16 protein-coding genes are annotated in these 24,400 nt (G+C 58.2%); 9 read left to right on the forward strand and 7 right to left on the reverse strand.

The annotated features are described in order from the left end of the window. Nucleotides 1-15: 15 nt before the first annotated feature. Nucleotides 16-1,197 carry a DNA polymerase III subunit delta' gene (locus GWR55_RS03020; RefSeq protein WP_162400938.1) on the reverse strand — a complete coding sequence of 394 codons (1,182 nt, stop codon included), beginning with the start codon at nucleotides 1,195-1,197 and terminating at the stop codon, nucleotides 16-18. 292 nt (nucleotides 1,198-1,489) lie between these two features. Here GWR55_RS03020 and GWR55_RS03025 point away from each other — a divergent pair, with 292 nt between their 5' ends. Beyond that, on the forward strand, nucleotides 1,490-2,992 hold the full coding sequence (locus tag GWR55_RS03025; RefSeq protein ID WP_162400939.1) for a glycoside hydrolase family 32 protein: 1,503 nt from the start codon (nucleotides 1,490-1,492) through the stop codon (nucleotides 2,990-2,992). 179 nt (nucleotides 2,993-3,171) lie between these two features. On the opposite strand, the gene pdxS is transcribed toward GWR55_RS03025, so the two are convergent. Continuing rightward, a complete protein-coding gene (gene pdxS, locus GWR55_RS03030) occupies nucleotides 3,172-4,125 on the reverse strand; it encodes a pyridoxal 5'-phosphate synthase lyase subunit PdxS (RefSeq protein WP_162403730.1) in 954 nt (317 codons plus the stop codon). A 275-nt stretch (nucleotides 4,126-4,400) separates the two neighbouring features. Between pdxS and GWR55_RS03035 the strand changes: the two genes are divergently transcribed. Next, nucleotides 4,401-5,123 (forward strand): glycosyltransferase, encoded by a 723-nt coding sequence (locus GWR55_RS03035; protein ID WP_162400940.1) that lies wholly within the window; start codon nucleotides 4,401-4,403, stop codon nucleotides 5,121-5,123. Nucleotides 5,124-5,213: 90 nt separating this feature from the next. Here GWR55_RS03035 and GWR55_RS03040 read toward each other — a convergent pair whose 3' ends face one another. Further along, nucleotides 5,214-5,717: a PaaI family thioesterase gene (locus GWR55_RS03040; protein ID WP_162400941.1), complete on the reverse strand. Its 504-nt coding sequence runs from the start codon at nucleotides 5,715-5,717 to the stop codon at nucleotides 5,214-5,216. 122 nt (nucleotides 5,718-5,839) lie between these two features. On the opposite strand from GWR55_RS03040, the gene GWR55_RS03045 reads away from it, so the two are divergent. Further along, complete coding sequence (locus GWR55_RS03045) at nucleotides 5,840-6,937, forward strand: alkaline phosphatase family protein (protein WP_162400942.1); 1,098 nt, start codon at nucleotides 5,840-5,842, stop codon at nucleotides 6,935-6,937. Here GWR55_RS03045 and GWR55_RS03050 read toward each other — a convergent pair whose 3' ends face one another. Continuing rightward, nucleotides 6,938-9,439 (reverse strand): RecQ family ATP-dependent DNA helicase, encoded by a 2,502-nt coding sequence (locus GWR55_RS03050; RefSeq protein ID WP_238398604.1) that lies wholly within the window; start codon nucleotides 9,437-9,439, stop codon nucleotides 6,938-6,940. 135 nt (nucleotides 9,440-9,574) lie between these two features. Here GWR55_RS03050 and GWR55_RS03055 point away from each other — a divergent pair, with 135 nt between their 5' ends. Further along, on the forward strand, nucleotides 9,575-10,033 hold the full coding sequence (locus tag GWR55_RS03055; RefSeq protein WP_238398605.1) for a rhodanese-like domain-containing protein: 459 nt from the start codon (nucleotides 9,575-9,577) through the stop codon (nucleotides 10,031-10,033). Nucleotides 10,034-10,106: 73 nt separating this feature from the next. Further along, nucleotides 10,107-11,438 carry a class I SAM-dependent methyltransferase gene (locus GWR55_RS03060; RefSeq protein WP_162400943.1) on the forward strand — a complete coding sequence of 444 codons (1,332 nt, stop codon included), beginning with the start codon at nucleotides 10,107-10,109 and terminating at the stop codon, nucleotides 11,436-11,438. Nucleotides 11,439-11,564: 126 nt separating this feature from the next. On the opposite strand, the gene GWR55_RS03065 is transcribed toward GWR55_RS03060, so the two are convergent. The 3 genes from GWR55_RS03065 to GWR55_RS03075 form a co-directional block, all read right to left on the reverse strand. After that, on the reverse strand, nucleotides 11,565-12,818 hold the full coding sequence (locus GWR55_RS03065) for an MFS transporter (RefSeq protein ID WP_162400944.1): 1,254 nt from the start codon (nucleotides 12,816-12,818) through the stop codon (nucleotides 11,565-11,567). Nucleotides 12,819-12,919: 101 nt separating this feature from the next. Beyond that, nucleotides 12,920-14,578 (reverse strand): acido-empty-quinoprotein group A, encoded by a 1,659-nt coding sequence (locus GWR55_RS03070; protein WP_162400945.1) that lies wholly within the window; start codon nucleotides 14,576-14,578, stop codon nucleotides 12,920-12,922. Next, a complete protein-coding gene (locus GWR55_RS03075; RefSeq protein WP_238398606.1) occupies nucleotides 14,575-15,441 on the reverse strand; it encodes a c-type cytochrome in 867 nt (288 codons plus the stop codon). The genes GWR55_RS03070 and GWR55_RS03075 overlap by 4 nt, the downstream gene beginning before the upstream one ends. Nucleotides 15,442-15,816: 375 nt before the next feature. On the opposite strand from GWR55_RS03075, the gene GWR55_RS03080 reads away from it, so the two are divergent. The 4 genes from GWR55_RS03080 (at nucleotide 15,817) to GWR55_RS03095 (ending at nucleotide 24,391) form a co-directional block, all read left to right on the forward strand. Beyond that, entirely contained in the window at nucleotides 15,817-19,344 is a 3,528-nt protein-coding gene (locus GWR55_RS03080; RefSeq protein WP_238398607.1) for a carboxypeptidase regulatory-like domain-containing protein, read from the forward strand. A 271-nt stretch (nucleotides 19,345-19,615) separates the two neighbouring features. Beyond that, nucleotides 19,616-20,434, forward strand: coding sequence for a hypothetical protein (locus tag GWR55_RS03085; protein ID WP_162400946.1), 819 nt, complete (start codon nucleotides 19,616-19,618; stop codon nucleotides 20,432-20,434). Between the two features lie 50 nt (nucleotides 20,435-20,484). Then, on the forward strand, nucleotides 20,485-20,862 hold the full coding sequence (locus GWR55_RS03090; RefSeq protein WP_162400947.1) for a hypothetical protein: 378 nt from the start codon (nucleotides 20,485-20,487) through the stop codon (nucleotides 20,860-20,862). A 667-nt stretch (nucleotides 20,863-21,529) separates the two neighbouring features. Beyond that, nucleotides 21,530-24,391 (forward strand): carboxypeptidase regulatory-like domain-containing protein, encoded by a 2,862-nt coding sequence (locus tag GWR55_RS03095; RefSeq protein ID WP_162400948.1) that lies wholly within the window; start codon nucleotides 21,530-21,532, stop codon nucleotides 24,389-24,391. Nucleotides 24,392-24,400: the final 9 nt, after the last annotated feature.

Consider the following 24,400-nt stretch of genomic DNA (forward strand, 5'->3'; position numbering starts at 1 on the left):
CCAGGACTACGGCATTTAAATCTGCCCGGCCGTTGCGGCGAGCTGGCCCGCGAAGGAATCGAGTGAGAGCGAGCGCAGGAGGTTGCGGCGCATTCCGCTCCAGACCTGGTCGATGGAACGGGAGGCCTGCTCAATCCACTGGAAGGAGACCGATTGGGCGATGCGCTCGAGCTCTGCGCGAAGGTCGGTATTGCGGACCAGCTCCGGAGTTCCAGACTGGATGAGGAGAATGTCTTCCAGCAGAAGTGTCAGGGTGCGGAGGAGTTCGGTGGTCTTCTGCTGACCCTCGGCTCCGGCGCGGTAGGTCTCCGTCATCTTGAAGAGTGCGGTGTGGTCCGGCTCCGTGGTTGCCTGTCGGAGAAGAAGCATAGCGTCGGCGCGGGCCGCAGTATACCCCTGAAGATCGAAGCTGAGGGCTCGGCCCGCTGCTCCCTGGGCGAGGCGGGCGATGAGGGTGCGCTGTTTCGGCGGGACGTCGGAGCGGCGATCGCGGAGCAGCATCTCGACCTCCTCGACCGGCAGAGCGCCGAGGCGCACAAGCGCGGCACGGGAGCGGATGGTGGGTAGAAGCTCCCCGGGATTCTCCGCCAGCAGGATGATATGTACGGTCGCGGGCGGCTCCTCAAGCACCTTGAGGAGGGAGTTGGCTGCCTCCTTCATGAAGCTGGAGGCGGTAATGATAAATACCTTCTTCGGCGCCTCGGCGGGAAGATAGTTGGCGCTCTGGATGAGAGTGCGCACCTGGCCGAGCTTGATGAGAAGCTGAGGGGGATCGGGCGGAATGATGAGGACGTCGGGATGAGGCTGAATGAGAACGCGGGTCTCTTTTTTATCGACCTCGCGAAGCTCTTCGCGGGCGGCTACGGCTTTGTCGATCTCATCGTCGAGAGCAAAGGCGGTGGCGATGCGGGTGCAGTTGCGGCATCTGCCGCAGAAGCTGGCGAGAGACTGTCCGTTGGACCCCAGGGCTGGATTGTAGGAGTGAAGCTCGCGCGGCTGACGCTCGCACTCGATGGCCATGGCAAGCATGAGGGCGAGCGTGTATTTGCCCGCTCCTCGCGGCCCAGCGAGAATGAGGGCGTGGGGGAATCGTCCCGCTGCTACCGCCGTCCGAAGATGCTCGACGGCGGAGCTGTTGCCGAGGAAGGAATTGAAATCGGCAGGAGCTTCCACCCTGGTCTCCTGTTTCTCCGCCATAGCCCTCCTCCTCTATAAAAATGTGCAAAGTACTATAGATATTAGACTTAGATCTGGATCTCCTGCGCAATTCGCCAACCATTCTTCCAGAACTCTATCAATGTCTGTTTCTATGGTAAGCGATGGAGGGAAACTCGTCTGAACCCACCTTAGGCGCGATGAAGCCGCCCGAAGATGGGGCACCCGGCTCGAATCGCTCCGAGTTATTAGGAAGCAATGGATGCGGTTGCACCAACCCCAAGCGGCAGGGATAATTGGCGAGCCGGATCAACAGGGATGACAGGTTATTGGAATGGTAAGTAAAAGTCGTCGCAAATTTCTTCTGAACATGGCCGGCGCCGCAACGCTTGCCGGCGTCGCCGGCGATCTGGGAGCTTCGGAGTCCGCGACCGCTTCTCTGCCTGTTCCGTTATCTCAGGATCCGCTCCGTCCTCAATACCATCTGCTTCCCGCGAAGAACTGGATGAACGATCCTAACGGCCCAATCTATTGGAAGGGCAAGTACCACATGTTTTTCCAATACAACCCGAATGCTGCGATCTGGGGAGATATGCACTGGGATCATGCCGTCAGTGAGGACATGATTCACTGGAGGCATATGGCGGTGGCAATCGCTCCTACGCCGGGTGGACCCGATGAGGAGGGAGTCTTCAGCGGGACCGCTTTTGTCCAGGATGGCAGAGTAGGAATGATGTACACCGGCGTGAAGAAGTCCCTGTTAAGGGATGCAACGATCAAGGATTCCTCTTTGCGCGAGACGCAATGCATTGCCTTTGCGAATGACGAAGAGCTTTCCAGCTTTACTAAGGTCGCCGAACCGGTGATCGCGACGCCTCCTGTGGGAATGCAGGTAAATGGCTTTCGCGATCCGTCTCCCTGGAGGCAGGGAGACTGGTGGTATACGCCGATCGCTTCCGGCTTTCCCGATATTGGTGGAGCCATACTTCTGTATCGCTCGAAGGACCTGCGATCATGGGAGTTTGTGAAGGTCTTCGCTCAGCGAGAACCATCTTTTGAGGCTTATATCCCATGGGATGTCTGGGAGTGCCCGGAGTTTTTCTCCCTGGGGGATCGACACGTACTTCTGTTCTCCACGATGGGGAAGGCGTTCTGGCAGACCGGCCAGTTCGATAGTGAGACGCTGACGTTTACGCCGGAGCAGATGGGGATTCTGGACTATGGAAGCTATTACGCCCCCAAAACTCAACTGGACGCCAGTGGGAACCGCATTCTCTGGGGATGGATCCAGGAGTCACGCCCGGTTGCTCAATATAAGAGCGCCGGATGGGCGGGTATGATGTCGCTTCCGAGGGTGATGTCTCTGGCTGCGGACGGCACCCTGCGTTACAAAGTGGCAGACTCCGCAGATGCGCTGCGAGGTCAGGAATTGCGGCTGCGCGGAAAAGAGAGGACGACGGTCAGGATCAAGGGCTGCTGTGGGGAAGCGATCTACCGGACCAGACGGAAGATGGCCCCGTTCAAGCTGGTGATCGAAGGTGACCGCTCGAAAGAGAGATGGATTGAGGTCGAATTCGACCCGTCCTACCCGGATAAGATCTTTATCGATGCAAGACCGCTGAAGCTGTCTATAGAGGAGAGAGAGACCATTGAGATTCGCCTTCACATCGATAGCTCGGTGATTGAGCTGATTGTGAGCGAGCGAATCGCCTGGACGAAACGCTTCTACTACGAAGGCGCCGTGCAGGATGCCCTGCTGCGATGGGAAGGGCAGGACTCTCTGGAATCGGTCTCCTTATGGCCACTCAAGCCGATATCGGCGACGCGCCTGGCGTGAGTGGATGAGAAGCGGGTGAGGATTTTGCTTCTTGCTGAGTCTGGGTTGGTACCGTTCGCGCTTTGCGCGAATAAATCCACTTTAGGCGCGATGAAGCTGCGCCGAAGATGGGGCACCCGGTTTATGCGAAGGCAAATGTGTTGACGGCCGAAGGTCGCGTCCGCCTGACGCGGCCAGCGTCACCAGCCGCGGGTCTGGAGGAGTTCGTGCTCTTCGAGGGCGGCCGCGGCGAGGCCCTTCATGGTACCGGTGACGGTCTCGGAAGCTTCGGCTACGATCTTGGGGTCGTTGTAGTGGGTAGTGGCGATGACGATAGCCTTGGCGCGGGAGACAGCCTCTTCGCGCTCCTTGGGGTTGTTCTCGACGTCGAGCGGGGTGGCACGCTCCTTCATGAAGATTCCGGAGCCGACGAAGACGGCCTCGGCGCCCAGCTGCATCATGAGGGCGGCGTCAGCGGGGGTGGCGATGCCACCGGCGGAGAAGTTGGGGACGGGGAGCTTGCCGGTCTGGGCGACCATGCGGATGAGTTCGTAGGGCGCCTGGTGGAGCTTGGCCTGGTTGTAGAGCTCGCCCTCGTCGAGGACGGTGAGAGCCTTCATCTCGCGGACAATCTGGCGCATGTGCTGGACGGCGTGGACGACGTCGCCGGTTCCGGCCTCGCCCTTGGTGCGGATCATGGCTGCGCCTTCAGCGATGCGGCGGCAGGCCTCGCCGAGGTTGCGGGCGCCGCAGACGAAGGGAGTGGTGAAGGCGTGTTTGTCGATGTGGTAGGTCTCGTCGGCGGGGGTGAGAACCTCGGACTCGTCGATGAAGTCGACGCCGAGCTCCTGGAGGACCTGGGCTTCGGCGAAGTGGCCGATGCGGGCCTTCGCCATGACGGGAATGGAGACGGCTGCGATGATGCCCTTGATGAGCTTGGGGTTCGCCATGCGGGCGACGCCGCCTTCGGCGCGGATCATGGCCGGAACGCGCTCGAGCGCCATGACGGAGGTGGCGCCGGCCTCTTCGGCGATCTCAGCCTGAACGACGTTCATGACGTCCATGATCACGCCGCCTTTGAGCATCTCGGCCAGGCCGGTCTTGAGACGAAGGGAAGAGGATCCGAGATTGCCGTTTGAGGTGTGGTCTGCCATGACGATTCTCCTTGGGAGCCGCTGTTCCATCGGGAAATTTGGGAGGGAGCGGCGAGAGACTTAAGTTTATCAGTTTTGTTTCTCTACGATGAAGTGACTTTGCGCTGAAGCGGATGGTCTACGGCAAATGTCATAGATGCTGAAGACCGGGGCTAACCGGGCAGGTTCGGGGCTGCGTAATTTTGCCTGAAATTCAAACTGGGTTGATGAGAGGAAAACTGTACGGACGGCAGGATGAACCGAGGGAAGTTGTGGAGTTGGCACCTGGAGGTAGGATGGCCCCTGAATTGACGATTGTGATTCCGGCGAAGAACGAAGCCGGGATGCTGCCCAGGTTGCTGAAGTCGCTCGAAAGACAGGATTATCCTGGGATGCCGGAGACCAGGGTGATTGTCGCGGACGCTGGTTCGATCGATGGCACCGTTGAAGTCGCGCTCAGCTTTCGGGACCGCTTGTTGGTGGAGGTGATTGAGGGCGGGCTGCCATCGGTGGGAAGAAACGCCGGCGCGCGGCTGGCAACGACGCCGTATGTGTTGTTTCTGGACGCGGATGTGGAGCTTCCGGAGCCGACGCTGCTGCGGCGCGCTCTGTGGAGGATGAGGAGAAGGAAGCTGCACCTTGTAACCACCAGCATCGGATGCCGCGAAGGGAACCTGTTTGACGACCTGCTGTATGCGGGTAACAACTTCATGCAGCATCTCGGCTCGCTTCTGAAACCGTTTGCGACGGGGATGTTTATGCTCTTCGATCGCGAGGCATTCCATGCGCTGGGAGGCTTCAACGAGAAGGCGCTGTTCGCAGAAGACTACCTGCTTTCAAAGAGGGTAGCCCGCATACGGTTCCGGATTGTGCGCGGGAAGGTGCTGACGACCAATCGCAGATTTCAGAAGCTGGGTCATGGACGGATGGTATGGATGTTCTTCAAGACCATGATGCACAGCTGGAACGACAAGTATTTTTTGCGGGATCAGGGGTACTGGGAGGAGTCGGAGGTTTAGGCTCTTTTTCGAATTTCAGTGGCGGTAAGGGCGAGATACAGGGATTCTTCGCCTTCGGCTCAGAATGACGGCAAGGGGATTGATGTCGGTTCAGTCTTCCGGCTGGGTGAAGCCTGCTCTGGCGAGGAGAGCTCGGTCGAGCTCGATGAAGATGCCTTTGCCGCGGGCAAGCGTGGTTCCGTCGGAGGAGAGAATCTCCGCCCGATGGAAGAGCTTGCGGCCTTCGCGATGCAGGTGGTGGCTGGTGACGGTCAGGCTCTGGTAAAGCGGCACGGGACGAAGATAATCGATCTCCATGTGACGGGTGACGGCGAGCACGTTGAGGGGACGGTTGATCTTGCTCATGGCTTCGTCCAGAAGAGTAGCGATGATGCCGCCATGGACGTAGCCGGGCGGCCCTTCGTGCAGCCGGTCGAGTTGAAAGTGCGCGGTCGCTGTGGGATGCCCGGGCACGCTCGTATCGGTTGAAAAGACCAGATGCAGCCCCTGAGGGTTCTCCGGCCCGCAGCCGAAGCAGTGATTCGCACGCTCGTCTATGGTCGAACGGCCTTTTGTCGAGGCTGGAGCGTGGCGGCAGTCGTCGGGCATAGGCATCGATTGCGACAGTAGCATATCGGACAGCACGAAAACAGTTGCGATTGAGGGCTGGCCCTGGGGTGGAGTTCTCTGAGAGGATGGCGTGCGTGAGTTGTGGAAAGGAGTTTAGCGGCTTGTCGATGAGAACGATTGCCTTGGGATTGCTGCTTGGTGTGATGGGGATGGTGGGTGCGCAGGCGCAGCAGACGGACGATGCGCGAGTTGTCCTGGTGATGACCGATGGGCTGCGATGGCAGGAGGTCTTTCGTGGAGCCGATGAGAGCCTGCTGACGGCGGAGCGTTATTTCGACAAGCGCGAGGTGAGCTCGTTGAGAGAGAAGTATCTGGCGGCTACACCGCAAGAGCGGCGGCAGAAGCTGATGCCGTTCCTTTGGAGCACGTTTATTCCGCAAGGGCAGATCTACGGTGATCGCGATGCGGGTTCGGATGCTTATGTGACCAATGGATTCAACTTCTCCTATCCGGGATACAGCGAGACGCTGACAGGTCACGGCGATCCAAGGATTGATTCGAACGACGACAGGCCGAATCCAAACCTGACAGTTCTGGCGTGGCTGTCGAAGCAACCGGGATTTCAGGGAAAGGTTGCGGCTTTCGGGGCGTGGCATGTGATCGCGAATGCGGTCAATCCGGAAAAGTGCATTAGCTGCACGGTCAATGCGGGGTACGATCCGATGGCGATGTCGCCGATGACACGGGAGATGAAGCTCATCAACGACATCAAGGCGAATTCGCCGCGCGTGTGGGAGGATGAGGCGTATGACGCTCCGGTGTTTGAGACGGCGCTGGAATTCATTCGGGTGAAGAAGCCGAGAGTCGTGTTTCTATCTCTGGGGGAAACGGATGAGTGGGCGCATGCAGGGAACTACGGCGAGTACCTGGAGTCGGCGCATCGTGTCGATGGATACATGAAGACCCTGTGGGATGAGTTGCAAGCAATGCCGGAGTACAAAGGAAAGACAACGATGATCTTTCTGGTGGACCACGGGCGCGGACCGGCTCCTGAGGAGTGGAGGTCGCATGGGCAGAAGGTTCCCGAGTCGAAGTACATCTTTATGGGTTTCATGGGGCGCGATGTGTCGACCCTTGGGGTGAGGAGCAAGGTGCCGCCCGTCACCCAGAGCCAGGTGGCGGCTACGTTGGCGAAGTATCTTGGGCTCGATTGGAATGAGCAGGAGAAGCAGGCAGGGAGGCCGATTGCGGATGCAGTGAAGTAGCTAGCTAGCGCAGATCTCAAGGATGCTGGCACCGAACTTTTCGGCCTTTTCGAGGCTGATGCCATCAACTTTTTTGAGATGTGCGAGGGTTCGAGGCTGCTCAAGCGCGATATTGCGCAGAGTGGAAGAGCCGAGGACGAAGAACTGGGGCATGCCGAGGCGCTCGGCCTCGGCGGTGCGCCAGTCCCGGAGACGAGTTTCGAGTGCCTGCTGGGCCGAGGTCAGGGTAGGTGGTTGTAGTTGCGCGGCAGCCGGAGGTGGTTTTTGAGGAGCCGATTCCGTGGCAATACGGGAAAGATGCGGGAGGTCCTCCCATTCTCCTTCGCTTAGGGCAGGTTCTACGCGGCTTTGATGCTTCGCTCGGAATGACACGTCTGCCGCAGGTGGAGTGGTATCCGAGTTTTCGTCTCGTCCATCTTGATTTCGGCATAGCGCGATGATCGCGGCACCGTAACGGTCCGCTTTTTCGGGGCCAATGCCGGAGACGTTCAGAAGTTCCTGGATCGTTTGGGGTTGTGCCTGGACGATGTTGAGGAGGACAGAATCTCCAAAAACGATGAAAGCGGGTTTGCCGGTCTTTGCGGCTTCGGCTTTGCGCCAGTCGCGGAACTGCTGCTCGAGGGTCTTCTGTGCGGGGGTGAGGGATGGAGAAGCAGATCTCTCTGCTCCGGCCCTTCGAGCCTCAGGTCGGGATGACGCTTCGGAAGTGGTGCGCCCCCGACGGTTTGTCGTTCGGTCGCGCTTCTTTGCGGGAGCTGCCGTGTGGTCATTGCCGGGGAGCAGGACGGCGAGATCGTCATTGTGGTCGAGCGTGCGGCCTTCGTGGGTGAGCGATGCGCGCTTGAATGTGATGACGTTGCCTTCGGCGTTGGTGAAGGAATCGATGCTGAGGGTGAGGAATCCGGCGCGTATGAGCGCGTTGAGGTAGATGTCGAATTGCTTGCGATCGATGCCGAGCGAAAGATCGCTGTGGAGCTTGCCGGTGGCTCGCGGGCTTGCTCCGTCGAGCGCTCCGAGGATGGCGCGGAGTTGGCGCTCTTCCTGCGGAGTGGGTGTGCGGAAGGTCTGCGCCGTGGCGCGTTCGGGCGAGCAGAAGTCGCAGTGGCCGCAGGGGCGCAGGCCGTCGGCGGTATCGCCGAAGTGCTGGATGAGGGCAGTCATGCGGCACTGCGGGGTTTCGGCGAAGCGCGCCATCAGGTCGATCTGCGAGCGACGGAAGGCGAGCTGCTGATCGTAGCCGGACTGCCAGGAACGGTTTTCTCCGGCGCGGAGATTGCCCGCAATATCGAAGGCGGCTGCGCCTTGGGCGACGAGTTTGTGTGCAGTGCGCTCGAAGGTCTCGAGGTCCATGCGGGTGATCTTGCGGAGATCGTCGGGGGCCTGGAAGTCGCCGGTGAGGACGCGGGCGAGACGCGCTAATTCGGTGGGAGCGGGGTAGTCGCGCTCGAGGAAAAAGTGGTGCATCTTGCGGTCCGCAAAGGAATGAAGCAGGACGGTGCGCGAGGGAAGGCCGTCGCGACCGGCGCGTCCGATCTCCTGGTAGTAGGCTTCGACGGAGGCAGGAAGCGCGGTGTGGATGACGGTCCGGACATCAGGTTTGTCGATTCCCATGCCGAAGGCGATGGTGGCGACGACGATTTCAAGATTGCCTGAGAGGAAGTGGCGCTGCACGCGCTCCCGCGTGGCGGGGTCCAGGCCGGCGTGATAGGCGGCGGCACTGCCTCCGAGCTGTGACGCAAGCTCTTCTGCGGCTTTGCGTGACGGAGCATAGACGATGGCGGGGCGGTTCGCCGCGGACTTCAGCAGGTCGACAGCGAACTGGCTGCGTCGCGGCTTTGAGAGCTCGACCACTTCGATGGCGAGATTGTGGCGGCGGAAGCCGTGGATGAACAGCGCGGGATTCTGGAGACGAAGCTGCGCCGCGATATCGCGCTGAACGGTTGGGGTTGCTGTGGCGGTGAGAGCGATGACCGGCGCGGGCCGCAGGGAAGGGAGGTACTCTCCGAGTGTGCGGTAATCGGGACGAAAATCATGACCCCATTGCGAGATGCAGTGCGCCTCATCGATGGCGATCAACGCAGGCTTTCGTTTGGCGAGCATCTCGGGGAAGCCGGGAACACGCATGCGCTCCGGGGCGATGAAGAGAAACTGGAGGGTGCCGTCCAAATATTCACGGCATGCCTGACGAGACTGTTCGCGGGGAAGCCCGGAGTGAATCCGGGCGACGCGCAATCCAAGTGCGGAGAGCTTCGCAGCCTGATCGTCCATGAGGGCGATCAGGGGCGATATGACAAGCGCCGTGCCACCGCGGGCAATTGCGGGCAATTGATAGCAGAGAGACTTTCCAGCCCCGGTAGGCATGACAAGCAGGACATCACGGCCCTCCGTGGCAGCGCGGCATACGGCTTCCTGATTGGCGCGGAAGCCGGAGAAGCCGAAAGTCCTGTGGAGGAGATCTGAGAGTACGTTTGAATCCATGTTGCCCTTGGGAAATCTTCGCATATTGTTTGCCTCCTCTGCGTCTTAAAGGCCGTCAGGGAATAAAAGGAGATACAGAATCCAATGGGATGGGGAGAGAATCTGAAAAGTATCCCCATTGTCGCGGAACCCGGAAGGAACCGGGAGAAGGAGCAGAGGATGCTGTACGCAAGTGCAATGTCAGCCCTGGCGCTGTTGGTGATCGGAAGCATCGGGGGTGTGGCGTGGCGGATACGGTCTCGCCGCAGGCGTGAGATAGAGAAGTACCTGATCGATGCAGATGCGCTGCATGCGCTGCTGGACCCTGAGGCGAAGGTACTGGTCTTCGACGTTCGCCAGCCGCTGGATCTTCTGGCTCATTCGGAGATGATCCCAGGCGCAAAGCGAATCCCGCCGAAGGACCTTTTGGCAGATCCATCGCTGTTATCCGACACGGTGGACGCGGTTGTTTACTGCACCTGCGAGGGCCAGAAGACCAGTGTGGAGATTGTGCAGCGAGGCCTGTCGCTCGGCTTTCGCCGCCTGAAGGTGTTGCGTGGCGGGTTGAGCGCATGGAAGGCAAAGGGATACCCCGTTGTCCCTTACAAAGAGTCATTTCGTCTGGACACTGCTCTTTGACCGGGTAATCGGCATCGAATATTTATAGGGCTTTCCTGAACTGATCCGACGCAAGCAAAGGAGGCGGATGGAGATGCCTACTGAAACGGAGTGTGACAGGGCCAGACGTTTTCAATCTCTTTTTGAGCGATATACGGGAGAGTCCTTTGCGATCCACCTTTGGGATGGATGGACGTGGAACTGGCCGGAGCGCGGCGAGCCGCGCTGCACGCTTATCTTCAAGAATCCAGCCGCACTGACTATGCTGATGGAAAAGCCCAGCGAGATTGCGATGGGAGAGGCGTATCTTGCGGGTGAGATCGATCTCGAAGGAGATATATTCGCTGTCTTCGAAGTGGCGGGATATCTCTTTCACACACCCCAGGCGCGCCGCAAGCATGTTGTGGAGATGCTCTCCTTTATCGCTGCTGAGACGGTGAAGCGCTGGACGAAAGGCGGGCCGCACACACTGAGACGGGACCAGGAGGCGATCTCATACCATTACGATCAGCCCGCTGCGTTTTACGCACCGTGGCTGGGAGAATCATGGGCATATTCCTGTGCTTACTTTGAGTCGCCCGACGACGACCTTACTGTCGCACAGACCAATAAGCTTTCCCTGATATGCCGCAAGCTGCATCTGCAGCCAGGCGAACACTTCCTGGATATCGGCTGCGGATGGGGAAGCATGGTGCTCCATGCCGGGGCAAAGTTCAACGCATACGCCCAGGGAATCACGATCAGCAAAGAACAGGCGGAAGTTGCGCGCAGGAGGATCGAAAGAGCGCATTTAGACCAGAGCTGCAGGGTAGATCTGCTGGATTATCGGCAGGCGCCGAAAAGGTTCGCTCCATTTGACAAGATCTCCAGCATTGGCATGTTTGAGCACGTGGGTGTGAAAAATCTTCGGCAGTACTTCGCCACGGTCTACCAGATGCTGAAGCCTGGAGGAGTATTTATGAACCATGGAATTGCGCGCGCGTCACGTGCAGGCAATGGATGGTTTGCCAGAGCGCTGATTTCGATGCCAATGCTGAGGCGGGCGAGCAGTTCTTTATTTATCCAGAAGTATGTCTTCCCGGAGGGTGAGCTTGCGACCATCTCCGAAGCGTTGCGCAGCGCGGAAGCTGCAGGATTCGAAGTGCGCGATGTCGATAACCTTCGAGAGCACTATGAGCTGACATTGCGTGCCTGGGCACGCGGCCTGCAGGCGAATGCCCTGCAGGTTCGCCAGATGGTCTCAGAGGCGACGTATCGTACGTGGCTGCTCTACCTGGCCGGTTCGGCGGTTGAGTTTCATCGAGGCGATCTGATTGTCTACCAGACGCTGCTGAGCCGGTCAAACCGGGGATACAGCGGGCTTCCTCTCACGCGCAGGGACTGGTATCAAAAGACTGCGGGCGAGAGGCGAGGGTTGGTTGCGTAGGTACGGCAGTAGGCCAGGATAGTCTCTTAATTTGCACGGAGGTGTCAGCCTGAGCCTAGCGCGCTAATGCGTAGTCGAAGGATGACACCTCCGTGCAAATCGGATTCAGACGGTATCGATACACGCCTAGGGAATGACACTATTGAGCTGCGGATCTTCAGCCTGTGGTGAAACCGCCTGATCTTCCTTTTCGGAGAAGGTGAAGAGGAAGAAAAGCAGAACGAGCGCGGAGATGATGGTCGAGAAGATCCAGATGGCGCGCCAGTTGTAGGTTACTCCGGCCTGTGGTGTCGCGAGAGCGTAGTGCTCGACCACGAAGCCGGACAGCCATGAACCGACGAACATGCCCAGGCCATAGGTGATGAAGGTGATGAGTCCCTGAGCGGCGGCGCGCAGATCGGCGTGCGCCTTCTGGTCGATATAGATTTGCCCGGTCACGAAGAAGAAGTCGTAGCAGATTCCATGCAGCAGAATTCCTCCCCAGAACATCCACATGCCCGTGGTTGGGTTTCCGTAGGCGAAGAGAAGATAACGCAGCACCCAGGCTCCCATTCCTGCGACGAGCATGTACTTGACTCCCAGCCTGCGGAAGAACCAGGGGATGAGGATCATGCAGACGAGCTCGGACATCTGTCCGCCGGTCATCTTGCCGGCCGCGTTCTCGACGCCTACCTGGTTGAGGAAGAGATTCGTGAACGCATAGTAGAACTGGAGCGGAATGCAGATGAAGAACGACGCCAGGACAAAGATGAGCATGGATCGCTCTTTGAGCAGCGAGATGGCCTCACGCGGGAAGATGTTCGTGAGCGAGAAGCGATCGTTGCGATTTCCGAGAGGCGGCGTATGCGGGAGCGTGAGGCTGTAGACCCCCAGCAGCAGGGAAGCGGCAGCGGCCAGCCGCATTGCGATGGCCGTGGCTTCAAGCCGAAGCGAGCCGATGACCAGTCCGGCGATGATCCAGCCGATGGAGCCGAGGACGCGGATTGCGCCGAACTCCTGCTTGGGATCGTTCATCTGTCGAAAGGCAAGGGAATTGGTGAGCGCCAGCGTGGGCATGAAGCAGAGGCAGTAGAGAAGAAGAAGGGTGTAGAAGGCTCCGAAGGAGGTCTGAGAAGCGGCCGCGAAGAGAAGGATACCTCCCACGATGTGGAGAAATGCGAGGACTTTCTGGGTCGCGAAGAGACGGTCAGCGATAAGGCCTACGAGGAAGGGAGCGATGATGGCGCCGACGGCGGTGGCGCCTGCAGCAAGGCCGATCTGCTGGCCGTTGAAGTGCAGGCCCGAGGCCAGCCATGTCCCAAGAGTGACGTACCAGGCTCCCCAGACGAAGTACTCGAGGAACATCATGGTGCTCAGCCGGAATCTCATCTGCAGCTTCATTGCTAAAAGTCCTTCCTTCACAGAGCTTGTGAATCTCCATGAGGGGTAGACTGCACGGAAGCAATCCTCTCCCTCACCGAATGAGTGTATTCGGTTTGAAGCTAGTTCAGGCGGAATGCGTAAACAGAATCGCCCGCGCCGGCCAGGATGTATTGATGCCCATCGAGCATGTAAGTTTCCGGAGCGTTGCTGACCCCAATACGCGCATGCCACAGGGGATTGCCATTAGCGACGTCGTAGGCGACCAGGTTCCCGCCGGGATCGCCGGTGAAGAGCAGCTTTCCTGCTGTCGCCAAAAGACCGGGCTGAACGCCGTAGTTCGCGATTCCGGAGTAGCGATGTTGCCATGCCACTTTACCGGTCTTGTAATCGATGGCAGTGATGTAGCTGCCCATGCTGCCGAGGCTCTGTTCGTCCTTACCGCCGAGCCCCATGGACCCCCGCGGATCGGTAGTAGTCAGGTAGTACATGGCGTAAGTGTCCGTGGTCTGGACGTACATCAGGCCGGTGTCGGGACTATAGGCAGGAGGCATCCAGTTGGTAATTCCCTGATTCGCCGGCGACACCAGCGCCCCTGCAAGGTCAAAATCCTTTGCTGGAATGCGGACGGGCGCTCCATTCTTATCGTAGGTGTCCCTGGCCCAGTTGACCGTCTTCGACATCTTCCCGGTAACAAGGTGCTCTCCGGTCAGGCGATCGAGCGTGAAGTAGTAGCCGTTGCGTGCTGCGTTCAGTACCATCTTTCGCATCTTGCCGTTGAACATGCCGTCGATCAGGATAGGGGTCTGTGCGGAGTCGTAGTCGTGAGTGTCGTGAGGGGAGTTCTGGTAGTACCAGGCCATCTTTCCGGTATCGACATTGAGCGCAATGATGGAGCAGGTATAGAGGTTTGATCCCGGACCACGCTTCTGCGAGGTATAGGCGGCGCTCGGATTGCCGGTGCCGAAGATGTAGAGGTGGGTTTCGGGATCGTAGGAGCCGGGAACCCAGACGTTGCCGCCGCCGTGCGAAGCCGCGTCCAGATTCAGCCAGGTGTCGAGACCCGGGTCGCCCTGCTTCATCGGGACGGTGTAGAACCTCCACTGCACGTCGCCGGTTTCGGGATCGTAGGATTGCAGAAATCCGGGTTCGTCGAGGTCATCTCCTGTACCGACGAGAAGATGATTGCCGACGACGATGGGAGCCATGGTGGAGAAGTACTGCTCATCGAAGCTTGCAATTTCTTTGTGCCACTTCTCCTTGCCGGTTTTGGCGTCGAGACAGATCAGGTAGTTATCTGGCGTCTCCATGTAGACCCAGTTCTTCCACATGGCCATGCCGCGATTGCCGATGTGGGTTCCGCCCTTGGTCTTCCAGTAGTAGTGCCAGAGCATGTGGCCGTCGCGCGCGTCGAGGGCCCATGCGTTGTCGGGTGTTGAGACGTAGAGAACGCCATCGACCTGCAGTATGGAGCCTTTGATGTTGGCTGGAGTGTTGAACTCGGCCGTGCCTTCGCCGGCTACGATCGTCGGAGGTTCTGTCGGCAGAGATTGGGAGCCTGTGTGAAGCCGAGATACCCAGGCGAGCGACAGATTCTTTACGGTCGACTGGTTGATGGCATCAAGGGAGCTGTACCTTCGTCCGGAGTAGTCGCCCGAGTACGTGGGCCACGAATCAGGACTCGGTTTGAGGATCTGGCCTGGATCGAGACTCTGGGTTCTTGCGGGAGATGCGGCCAGTGCAAAGGATGCAGCGAGCAGAGAGGACAGCAGTGTTTTCATTTCAGGCTCACCAGATATGCCGTTATGTTGTGAATCTCTTTGTCGGTGTATTTGTGCAGAAGCTCGCGATGAGCAGCGAGCGGATCGTGGATCTCAATCTTCGGAACATCGCCGACACGTGTAAAGCCGCGATTGGTTCCGTCTGGCTGCTTCACTCCTACATAGAAGTCATCGATGCGGGTCAGCACGCCCTCTACCTTCTCGCCCGTGGGTGAGGTGACGGTCACAGTGACTGGAGGCACATGAAGGTTTTGCATGCGAACCCTGGGAACGCCGTTCGGGCCTGCTCCGCCATCGGGCAAAAGCCACGTCTGCTGCAGGACCTTCGGCGTCGGCATCTTGGCGGCGAAGCCTTTCAGGTCACCGGTTACGGAGTGGCAGGAGGCGCAGCGCTTCTGGAAATCGGCTTCTCCGACCTTTGCATCGCCCCGCACGATGTCGATGTTGTTCTCGTTGGGATCGGTACGACTGGCGATGTGAATGCTGTGCAGCCAGGCGGCAACATCCTTAATCTGAGCGTCGCTCAGTTCAATGCGGGGCATGCCCTTATCAGCGCGCGCGCCGTGGACAATAGGCGCGATCAGCTCTCCCTCCTTGTCCTGCATGACAATGCTGGAGCGCAGCAGGTTGGGCCCGACCTCTCCGCCGCGAGCATCAGAGCCGTGGCAGAAACCGCAGCTGACTCCATAGGTCGCTTTCCCTCGCGCGATCACCTCTGCGGGGGCCTGTGGACGGTCCGGATACGCCGGCGGACGGTGAACCTGTCCGGCGGCACGTGTCTGAGCTTCAGCGATGTAGGAGGTTCTGGCGCCGTACCATGCTCCCGGAACCAGGAAGAGAGCCGCTAACAATCTAAACTTCACGCAGTTGTTCCCTCCGTCTGGCAGGCTTGAGGAAACCGGTGTTCAAGCGAGACAGAACAGGCAAAAAATCGGTTCCTCTGACTCTACCTTGAAGCCGCACGGATACCAAACTCTCTCGGAGGGCCGTCTTTTCGGCGCGCGCGGCGGCGGCGATGGGCTTTCGACGGATCAGAAAGCCGAATGAGACGAATCCAGGAATTGGAATTGATCCCCCATTGAAATTAGCGCTTGACAGGCGAATTTAGGCGTCGATAGGATGCTCCCGAAAAAATGAGACGTCTCATAACGCTCCCAATTTTTCACCAAGGGATAGTTGTGCAATCCAGGTCACAGCCCCGCACTTTGCTGTGCGGGCAATTTCGGAGGCTTCAACTCATGATTACGAAGATCACCGACGGTTCGGCGCGGTGGGAGATGCAGACCAGTTCAGGTTCTGCCGCCACCACGAACTTACTCGGTACAGGAAAGCGCGTGATGCGCGGAACATGTCTGGCGTTTGCGCTGGCTGTTCTGCCCGTCTTTGCAACTGCTGTGTTTTCACCGATGGCATACGGCCAGGCCAGTTCGAGCTCTGACGCGGTCGGAAAGGTAACGGATTCCACGGGCGCGAGTGTGCCCGGAGCAACGGTTCATCTGATCAACAATGCAACCGGCGCAGAGCGTACCGCCACCACGAATGACAGCGGTGACTGGTCGATTCCCAATATTCCCCCGGCGAACTATCGCGTTCGGGTTGAGAAAGAGGGATTCAAGACCAGCACCATTGCTTCGCTCCCGGTTGAAATCGGAAAGACGGCGAACGGCTCGGTCACGCTGAGCGTCGGTGAGAGGACCGAGACGGTCGAGGTCAGCACGCTGCCGCCGCAGTTGCAGACGTCTGAGGCTACGGTTGGCCAGATTATCGACCAGAAGCAGATCAACGATCTCCCTCTGAATGGCCGTAACGTGCTTCAGCTTGCAGCGCTTTCCCCGGGCGTTTCACCGCCGCAGAGCGGCCAGACGGGCACTCCCGCGCAGACGGGCACCCAGACGAGCAGCCGCCAGCTTTACATCGCGGTAGACGGTGGACGCGCCTCATCCACGAACTACGTGCTGGACGGCACGTATGTCCGTTCGATGCGCTTCAACAACATGTCGATCTTGCCGAACACGGATGCCATCCAGGAGTTCAATCTGCTGCGCTCGACCTTCTCAACGGAGTATGGCCAAGGGCAGGCGGTTGTTTCGATGGTGACGAAGTCGGGCTCGAACTCGGTTCACGGCACGGTGTATGAGTACGCACGTAACGCGATCTTCGACGCTCGTAATTACTTCACAACCGTGGCAAGCAGTCCTGTGAAGCCCGACTTCTATCGTCATCAGTATGGAGGCACGGTCGGCTTCCCGATCATCAAGGACAAACTGTTTATGTTTGGCGCCTACGAGGGGATGAGGTCAGCCCGCGCCAACCCGGCGTTTGCCATATTCCCGACACAAGCAGAGCTTGGCGGCGATGCCACTGCAGCGGATCCAAATGTGGCGGGCAATGCAGCTATCCTGAAGCAAACCTGCGCACCGAGTGCGACCACAATATGCGTCGGCGTTAAGAATCCGGCTGGCTGGAACCCCGCCTTCTGGAATTCCAATAAGGCCTCATCCGTACTAGCCGCAACCTATCCTAAGCTGGCAAGCGATTCGCCAGTACCAGGCTATAACGGAAACAACTATGCGCTTCAGAACGCAATGTTCACCGAGAACTACAACAGCTACACGCTGCGCGGGGACTGGATTGTTTCCCAGAAGAACTCCTTCTTCGCCCGGTATATCGATTTCAATTCCGCACAGATCACGCCCCAGGTGACCGGCAGTAGCCTCTCGAATCCGCTGGTGGGCCGTAACGCTGTACTTGGCAATACGTACCTCATCTCATCGAACATCGTGAACGAGGTGCGCGTAGGTTGGAACCAGTTCTACAACATCGGGCTCGCCGTACTGCAGGATCCCACGACGCAGTGGGCCGCTGCGGAAGGATTGACCAACGTTACGGCACTCACGTCGAAGCAGCAGAATGGCCGCGCCGGTTTCACGATCGCGGGTTACAACAACGTGGGTGATGGTGCGGGCGACCAGGGTGGTAAGGAGAACGTCATCAGCATCGGCGATTCGCTCTCCATTGTGCACGGCAGACATACCTGGAAGACTGGCTTCCAATATCAGAACCGCCGTCTGTGGCAGATTGCCGATAACAACTCTCGCGGCAACGCCACGTTCGACAACTGCTCCAAGAGCAACTGCCCCGTGGGCGAAAAAACCTATACCGACCCGGTCACAGGCTTCCAGGTCTACTACAACAAGTTCCAGAACTATGCACGCGGCATGTGCACTTCTGGATGCAACGGTAATGCCGGAACGACGCTGGGCCACTATCGTGACAATACCTATGGCGCGTTCTTCAACGATATATGGCAGTTCGGCCACGGCCTGACGGTCACTCTCGGCATGCGATGGGAGTACAACAGTCCGTTTGTCGAACAAAACGGACTGGAAGGCACGCTTGATCCGACCACGGGACTAGTTACTTTCAGCAAGATCCCGGCGAACATTCCAAACTCGTACAAGCCTTATTACGATCTGAGCAGGACGTATCGTCCTGGGATCATCGAACCGAACAAGAAGGGCTTTATGCCGCGCGTCGGTCTGGCGTATGAGGCCCGGCCAGGCACTGTTGTTCGTGCGGGCTTTGGCATCTACCTCGACAACGTCAATACCAACGAGTTGCAGTTCACCCGTTACGCTGCTCCGCTGTACTTCCAGCAGGCGTTCAACAGCACCTTCGTCAATCAGCTCTGGCCCGATCCAACGCAGGCAATCGGCGTAGCACAGGTGCCTTCACCGTTCTCGATTCTTCCGAAGAACAACCGTCCTTACACGGAAGAGTGGACCGCAAGCGTGCAGCAGGATCTGGGTCACAACATGATCCTTGAGATTGCCTACACGGGCAGTGAAACCCACAAATCCTGGAAGCGTTACGACCAGAACCAGTGCACCCAGTATCCGTTTGTGGTGCCGTCGTACGCCGCGACAGGGTGCACGGTCCCCGCTGGGCAACTCAACCCCAACCGGCCGTATCCAGCGTTCAGCCAGGGCGTTCTGACCAGCAGCACCAGGGGCGATGCAAACTTCCACGGCGGTTCGGTCAAGCTCGAGAAGCGTGCGAGCCATGGCTTGTACTACCTGGCCAGCTATCAGTGGTCGAAGAACATCGACAACTTCTCAGGTGAGGCTGCGGCGAACGACTCATCCTTCGCGACCTCGATGTCGTTCGACCGCTCGTACTCGAACTTCGATAACCGCAACAAGGCGGTTATCTCGGGTGGATATGAGCTGCCGTTCGGCAAGGGCAAGCGTTGGCTGCAATCTGGCGCAGCCAATGCGCTGGCCGGTGGCTGGTCCGTCCAGCCGGCCATTCAGCTTCGTGGCGGTTATCCGTTCAACGTCTCACGCAGCGGCTGCAACTTTGCAGCGAATATCGGCTGCCGCGCCTTTCTGGTCTCCGGCAAGACGGTGTCGGATGCTTATCTGAGCAACCCATCGCCTCTCCACTGGTTTGACGATTCGGTGTTCACGAACAACTACACCGGTTCCTACAGCCGCAACTCAGCCGACAACCCTTCAGTTCAAGGTTGGGTTACCCGTAACGTGCTTCGTGGACCCGGCACGACCGACGTCGACTTCTCAGCGATCAAGAACGTCCAGGTCTATGAGCGGGTGCATGCGCAGTTCCGCGCAGAGGCCTACAACATCTTCAATCACCCCATCTTCTCGAACCCGCAGGGCAACATCAACAACTCCCAGGTGGGAAGGGTTACGGGCACGTCGATGGACAACCGCAGCATCCAGCTCGCAGTCAAGGTCATCTTCTAGTCGAAGATTTCAATCCCAAAAAAAGTCGGACAGATTCAGTCGACCTCCGGCGATAACTGTAGCATCCAGCTGGCAGTGAAGGGGGCTCTTCTAGACTTAGCCGACTGTCGTTAGCCAGGGACGGACTCTCAGCAGTCTGTCCCTGGTTCTTTTTTTAACGGACTATCTTTTCGCAGGCAGTCTCATTGACTGCTTCCCAGCTGATCCTTTGCATACAGCGTGTTGAGCCGAAATGGATGACTTTCGCTATTATTTCGCCTAAAATTGTGGGATGCAGCCATTGAGCAGCTCGAGCCTGCGCCGCGATCTCAGCCGGAGGAACGTGGATCGCGCGCTTGAGAGAAGACACGAGCTGAGTTATGGCTCCATTCCCAGCGTTATTTATCAGGAAGAAGATGCTGCGCATGGAAACTTTCTCGATGCGTCTTACCGGGCTATCTGCGCTCGTCCTGAGTGGCGGCGACGTCTCGACAAGAGCTACACGGGCGACCGCTGGATTGCGCGACGATGGGACCGGGCAGAGAGAAGTGAGCTGGACTGCGGAAACAGTTCCGATGCGCTGCTGATGAACATTTTCTGTTACCCGAGGGTTTTGCGCAGTCGTGATCTTTGTGCAGCGCTGGGGGTAGACCCAGGAGTTATCCCGGAGTTCGGAGTCAGACCGCATACACCGCTTCTGAACGAGAAGACGGACCAGACCGAGGTGGATATGCGCATTGGGGATCTGCTGGTCGAGGCCAAATTGACGGAAACTGGTTTTCGTCCGGCCCCAAAACGACTTCTGCTTCGTTACCGCGACTTTGAGGAGGTATTCGATCCTGCAGAACTTCGGATCGCCGACGATCTGGTCCCCCAATACCAACTGCTCCGGGGTATTCTTGCGGCGTACTCCGCGAAGGTGAGCTTTGCGTTGCTCTGTGACGGTCGCCGTGCCGATCTTCAGGAGAGCTGGTTTCGTGCACTACAGGCGGTACGCAGCTACAGCTTTCGCAGCCGGTTAAAGCTGGTCACGTGGCAGGAGATAGCGACCTGTGTGCCGGCTCGTCTCAAGAGTTTTTTGAAAGAGAAATACGGCATTATTCCGGCGTGATCGGAAGAACTGATTTGCGTCTCCAGCGCGACGATGCTTCAATAGAATCGTTGCGACGACTCCTTTCCATCGCGTTGCTGCTGATACTCAGCCTGCCATTGGCGTCGCCTCTCTTCGCTCTTAGCGCGCAGAGTGAGGCAAATCTGCCTGCCTGCTGCCGCCGTGGAGGAAGGCATCACTGCATGGGTATGGCAATACAGTCGACGTCTTCCCAGACTCCGAGCGTCCGCTCGTCCGTCGATCACTGCCCGTATTTTCCCGGCGTGACGACTGCGATCCAAACTGGGTGGACGGTGCTTCCGGTTCAGGCAAGTATCTATGCCGGGCTTGTAAGCCATCCTGCCGTCGTTGCCCAGACGCAGTCGATGTGGCGCATCTCGCGCGACCCCTCGCGTCAGAAGCGCGGGCCACCTTCCATCTTCCTTTAATCCCCATTCGTCCAGCGCACGCGAGACATCTGCTTTAAATCCCGCATCGTAAGCGGGTCTTTGCAGCTGTTTACTGTGTGCAAAGCTGGAATCTGCCTGCATGCTTCGTCCCTGAATGTCCGGCATGGAAGGATCGCGGAGTCGGGAGACTCTCTTGGGAGCAGGCATCCCCGCGCAAATAACAGGAAGGCAAATGAGCAGCAGAACGAGAGGGCCGTGGCGAATCAGTGCCGTTCTGACGGTGCTAAGCCTTGTCCTGCCTTTTGTGGCGTTGCTCATCGTCGCGCCGGTTGGGCAGGCCGCCCTGCTTCCCGCCTGCTGCCGGCGGCACGGAAAGCATCAATGCGCAATGCGCATGACAGAGGGCGGCACCGATAACGCCGCATCTTCTGCATCGCCTCGTCTTGCAAGACTGGTTGAGAGATGTCCCTATGCGCCGGGAGCGGTCCCATGCACCCCAAATCCTCTCCTATGGCAGCCTGTTCAGGGGGTACCGTCCGCTTTCATGCAGAGCGGTCAAACGGCCATCTGCTGGAGGCGATCTGCTCGGGAAGTTTTTCAGGACTCTGCCAACCTCAAGCGAGGTCCACCTGCCGTTCACATCTCCGCCTGAAACCATCTTTGGGCCGCAGCCATTTAACCGGGCTGCCAGAACGCTGGAGACATTGTGAAGCATCTTGTAAAGCTGATCGTTGCATTATTAAGTTGCACCGCGCTGTTGGCGACCGCCAGAGCGCAGGAGACCCTTACTACAGCCTCCGTGACAGGCAGAGTCATGGATTCAAGTGGAGCGGTCGTACCGAACGCGATCGTGAAGGCTGTAGCTTTGGCCACCAACCAGAGCTATACGGCGACAACGGACACCCAGGGACGCTTTCGGATCCCATTTCTTGCTATCGGAACCTATACGCTCTCAACACAGCCATCCGGTTTCGCTCTCACGCAAAAACAGATTCAGTTGACTGTCGGGGGAGCATTTGATGTAACGCTTCAGGTCGGAGTCGAATCGACCAGCAGTTCGGTCAACGTAATAGGACAGACGCCGGTGCTCGAAGAGAATCGCAGCCAGATCTCTGAGACGGTACTGCAGGAAGAGGTCAACAATCTTCCCTACAATGGAAGAAACTTCCTCGATCTATCGTTGCTCACTCCCGGCATCAGCCCCACCAATACGGCCAGCGTGCAGACCTTTGCGGAGACCTCTCCTGTTGTAGGACAGGGCTATTCCGTCAACAGCCAGCGGAACTTCTCCAACAGCTTCGTCGTCGATGGTCTTTCTGCGAATGACGATGCAGCGGGCCTGGCCGGAAATTTCTACAGCATGGATGTAATTCGCGAGTTCCAGGTGGTGACCTCCGGCGGTCAGGCTGAGTTTGGGCGCGCGATGGGCGGGTACTTCAACATTGTTACTCGCAGCGGGACCAATGATCTGCACGGTACGCTCTACGGCTTTATGCGGAACCAGCGACTCAATGCGCAGAACGCTCTGTCGCGCAATAAAGTTCCCATCACGCAGGCACAGTATGGCGCCAGTCTCTCCGGGCCTGTCCGGCATGACAGAACCTTCCTGTTCGGCAACTATGAAGGGCGACGTCTCAATACAAATGGCGTCATCACCATCAACCCCGCCCAAGCGCTGCAGATCAACGATCATCTGAATGCCATCGCGTTTCATGGGCCACGTCTTTCCGTGGGAGCGGGAGCTACTACGTTCTATCCCACGACAGTGCATACCGACACGACGTTTCTGCGTGGAGATCATCGCTTCAGCGATACGGATCAATTCAATGCGAGGTACAGCTACTATCGGCTGGACAGCACTAATGCTCGCGGTGCGGGTGGGCTGGCGGACGTCAGCTATGGGACCGCAGTTCGCGACACCAACCACACGCTTGCGATCAGCAATGTAGCCACACTTTCGCCGCGTACGTTCAATGAGACCAGGGGACAATTTACCTATGACAGTCTGGACGCCCCTCCAAACTTCGAGAACAGTCCGGCTGTCAGCATCAGCGGAGTAGCGACCTTCGGGCGCTTTTCCTCTTCTCCCACAGCTCGGTTGAACTATCTCTACGAGGGAGTGGACAATCTGGTGATGCAACGTGGGGCGCACACCCTCAAGACTGGCGTCGACTTCCTCTTTAACGAGGACAAGATTACATTCCCCATGGCGAGCTTCGGATCCTACAGCTTCCCATCGCTCACGGCATTTCTGTCCAGTGGCGCCGCATATGCTTCCTTCTCCCAGAACTTCGGGATTCCCTATATCCAGCAGAACAATCCCAATCTTGGTTTCTATGCTCAGGATGAGTGGAAGGCGAGCGCATCGTTGACCCTGAACCTGGGGATCCGCTACGACCTGCAGTTTCTGAAGAGCATCAACACGGATGCAAACAATGTATCTCCGCGAGTAGGTTTTGCATGGTCGCCCTTCACAAATAAGCACACGGTGGTTCGCGGCAGCTTCGGGCTGTTCTATGACCGTGTACCGTTGCGGGCGCTGGCAAATGCGTTACTGTCTGCCGGGAATACGATCGATCCCACGCAGGGACGTCTGCTGCAATACACCTATGTTCCGGGAGATGTTGGAGCGCCGGTGTTCCCGGATGTATCGACAGCGCCGAATCCCGGATCGAAGATCAGCTACTCGTTGATGAACCGCAACATACAGAACGCCTACTCCGAGCAGGCAAGTCTGGGAGTGGAACAGCAGCTTGCCCGGAATCTTACCCTTGGCCTCTCCTATCAGCACGTTCGCGGATTGCACCTGTTGTCTTCGCTGAATCGCAACATCAATCCGGACGGAACCAGGCCTGATCCTACACGGGGCAATATCAAACCGTATGATTCACTCTTCGACTCGTACTACGACGGCCTTTCGGTCTCTTTGCTGGAGCGCCCGGCATCGTGGGGCTCTGCCCGTGTGTCGTACACATGGTCGAAGGCGATGGACAATGTCGGTGAGTTCTTCTTCAGCTCACCCATCAACAACTTCGACCTGAGCGTCGATCGCAGCCGGTCCGATGACGATCAGAGGCACCGTCTTGTCTTCGATGCGACCCTCCACACGCCGACATCTCATGTCAGCACGATCACTGAGCACCTGACGCATGGCTGGCAACTTGGAGGAATCCTGCAGTACTATTCCCGGCTTCCATTCAATATCACGACGGGAGGGCAGACGAAGCAGCAGACCACGCAGCGGCCATGCACCTTCGGCTACACTCTTGTCGGAACGAATCCATGCACGGAAGGACTTGCCGGTGCTGTGATCGGCCGCAATGCGGGGACAGGCTTCGACTTCTTCAACGTGAATGCACGGCTCAGCCGCACCTTTGCACTTACTGAGAGGGTTCATCTGGAGGCTATGGCGGAGGCCTTCAATGCGCTCAATCATAGGAATAACATGATTCCCAATGGAACCTGGGGCAGTGGAGAGTATCCCTCCCGTGCCAATCCGTCCTTCGGAGCAGCAACCGCGGTGGGCGATCCCAGGAGCTTCCAACTTGCAGCGAGACTGACCTTCTAGGGTTAGACA

Source organism: Edaphobacter sp. 12200R-103 (assembly GCF_010093025.1).
Taxonomy (GTDB): domain Bacteria; phylum Acidobacteriota; class Terriglobia; order Terriglobales; family Acidobacteriaceae; genus Edaphobacter.

Coding starts and splice junctions, on each gene's coding strand:
- GWR55_RS03025 (WP_162400939.1), top strand. CDS start 1,490: ATGGTAAGTAAAAGTCGTCGCAAATTTCTTCTGAACATGGCCGGCGCC.
- GWR55_RS03060 (WP_162400943.1), top strand. CDS start 10,107: ATGCCTACTGAAACGGAGTGTGACAGGGCCAGACGTTTTCAATCTCTT.
- pdxS (WP_162403730.1), bottom strand. CDS start 4,125: ATGGCAGACCACACCTCAAACGGCAATCTCGGATCCTCTTCCCTTCGT.
- GWR55_RS03020 (WP_162400938.1), bottom strand. CDS start 1,197: ATGGCGGAGAAACAGGAGACCAGGGTGGAAGCTCCTGCCGATTTCAAT.
- GWR55_RS03055 (WP_238398605.1), top strand. CDS start 9,575: ATGCTGTACGCAAGTGCAATGTCAGCCCTGGCGCTGTTGGTGATCGGA.
- GWR55_RS03035 (WP_162400940.1), top strand. CDS start 4,401: ATGGCCCCTGAATTGACGATTGTGATTCCGGCGAAGAACGAAGCCGGG.
- GWR55_RS03040 (WP_162400941.1), bottom strand. CDS start 5,717: ATGCCTATGCCCGACGACTGCCGCCACGCTCCAGCCTCGACAAAAGGC.
- GWR55_RS03085 (WP_162400946.1), top strand. CDS start 19,616: ATGCAGCCATTGAGCAGCTCGAGCCTGCGCCGCGATCTCAGCCGGAGG.
- GWR55_RS03050 (WP_238398604.1), bottom strand. CDS start 9,439: ATGCGAAGATTTCCCAAGGGCAACATGGATTCAAACGTACTCTCAGAT.
- GWR55_RS03065 (WP_162400944.1), bottom strand. CDS start 12,818: ATGAAGCTGCAGATGAGATTCCGGCTGAGCACCATGATGTTCCTCGAG.
- GWR55_RS03070 (WP_162400945.1), bottom strand. CDS start 14,578: ATGAAAACACTGCTGTCCTCTCTGCTCGCTGCATCCTTTGCACTGGCC.
- GWR55_RS03045 (WP_162400942.1), top strand. CDS start 5,840: ATGAGAACGATTGCCTTGGGATTGCTGCTTGGTGTGATGGGGATGGTG.
- GWR55_RS03080 (WP_238398607.1), top strand. CDS start 15,817: ATGATTACGAAGATCACCGACGGTTCGGCGCGGTGGGAGATGCAGACC.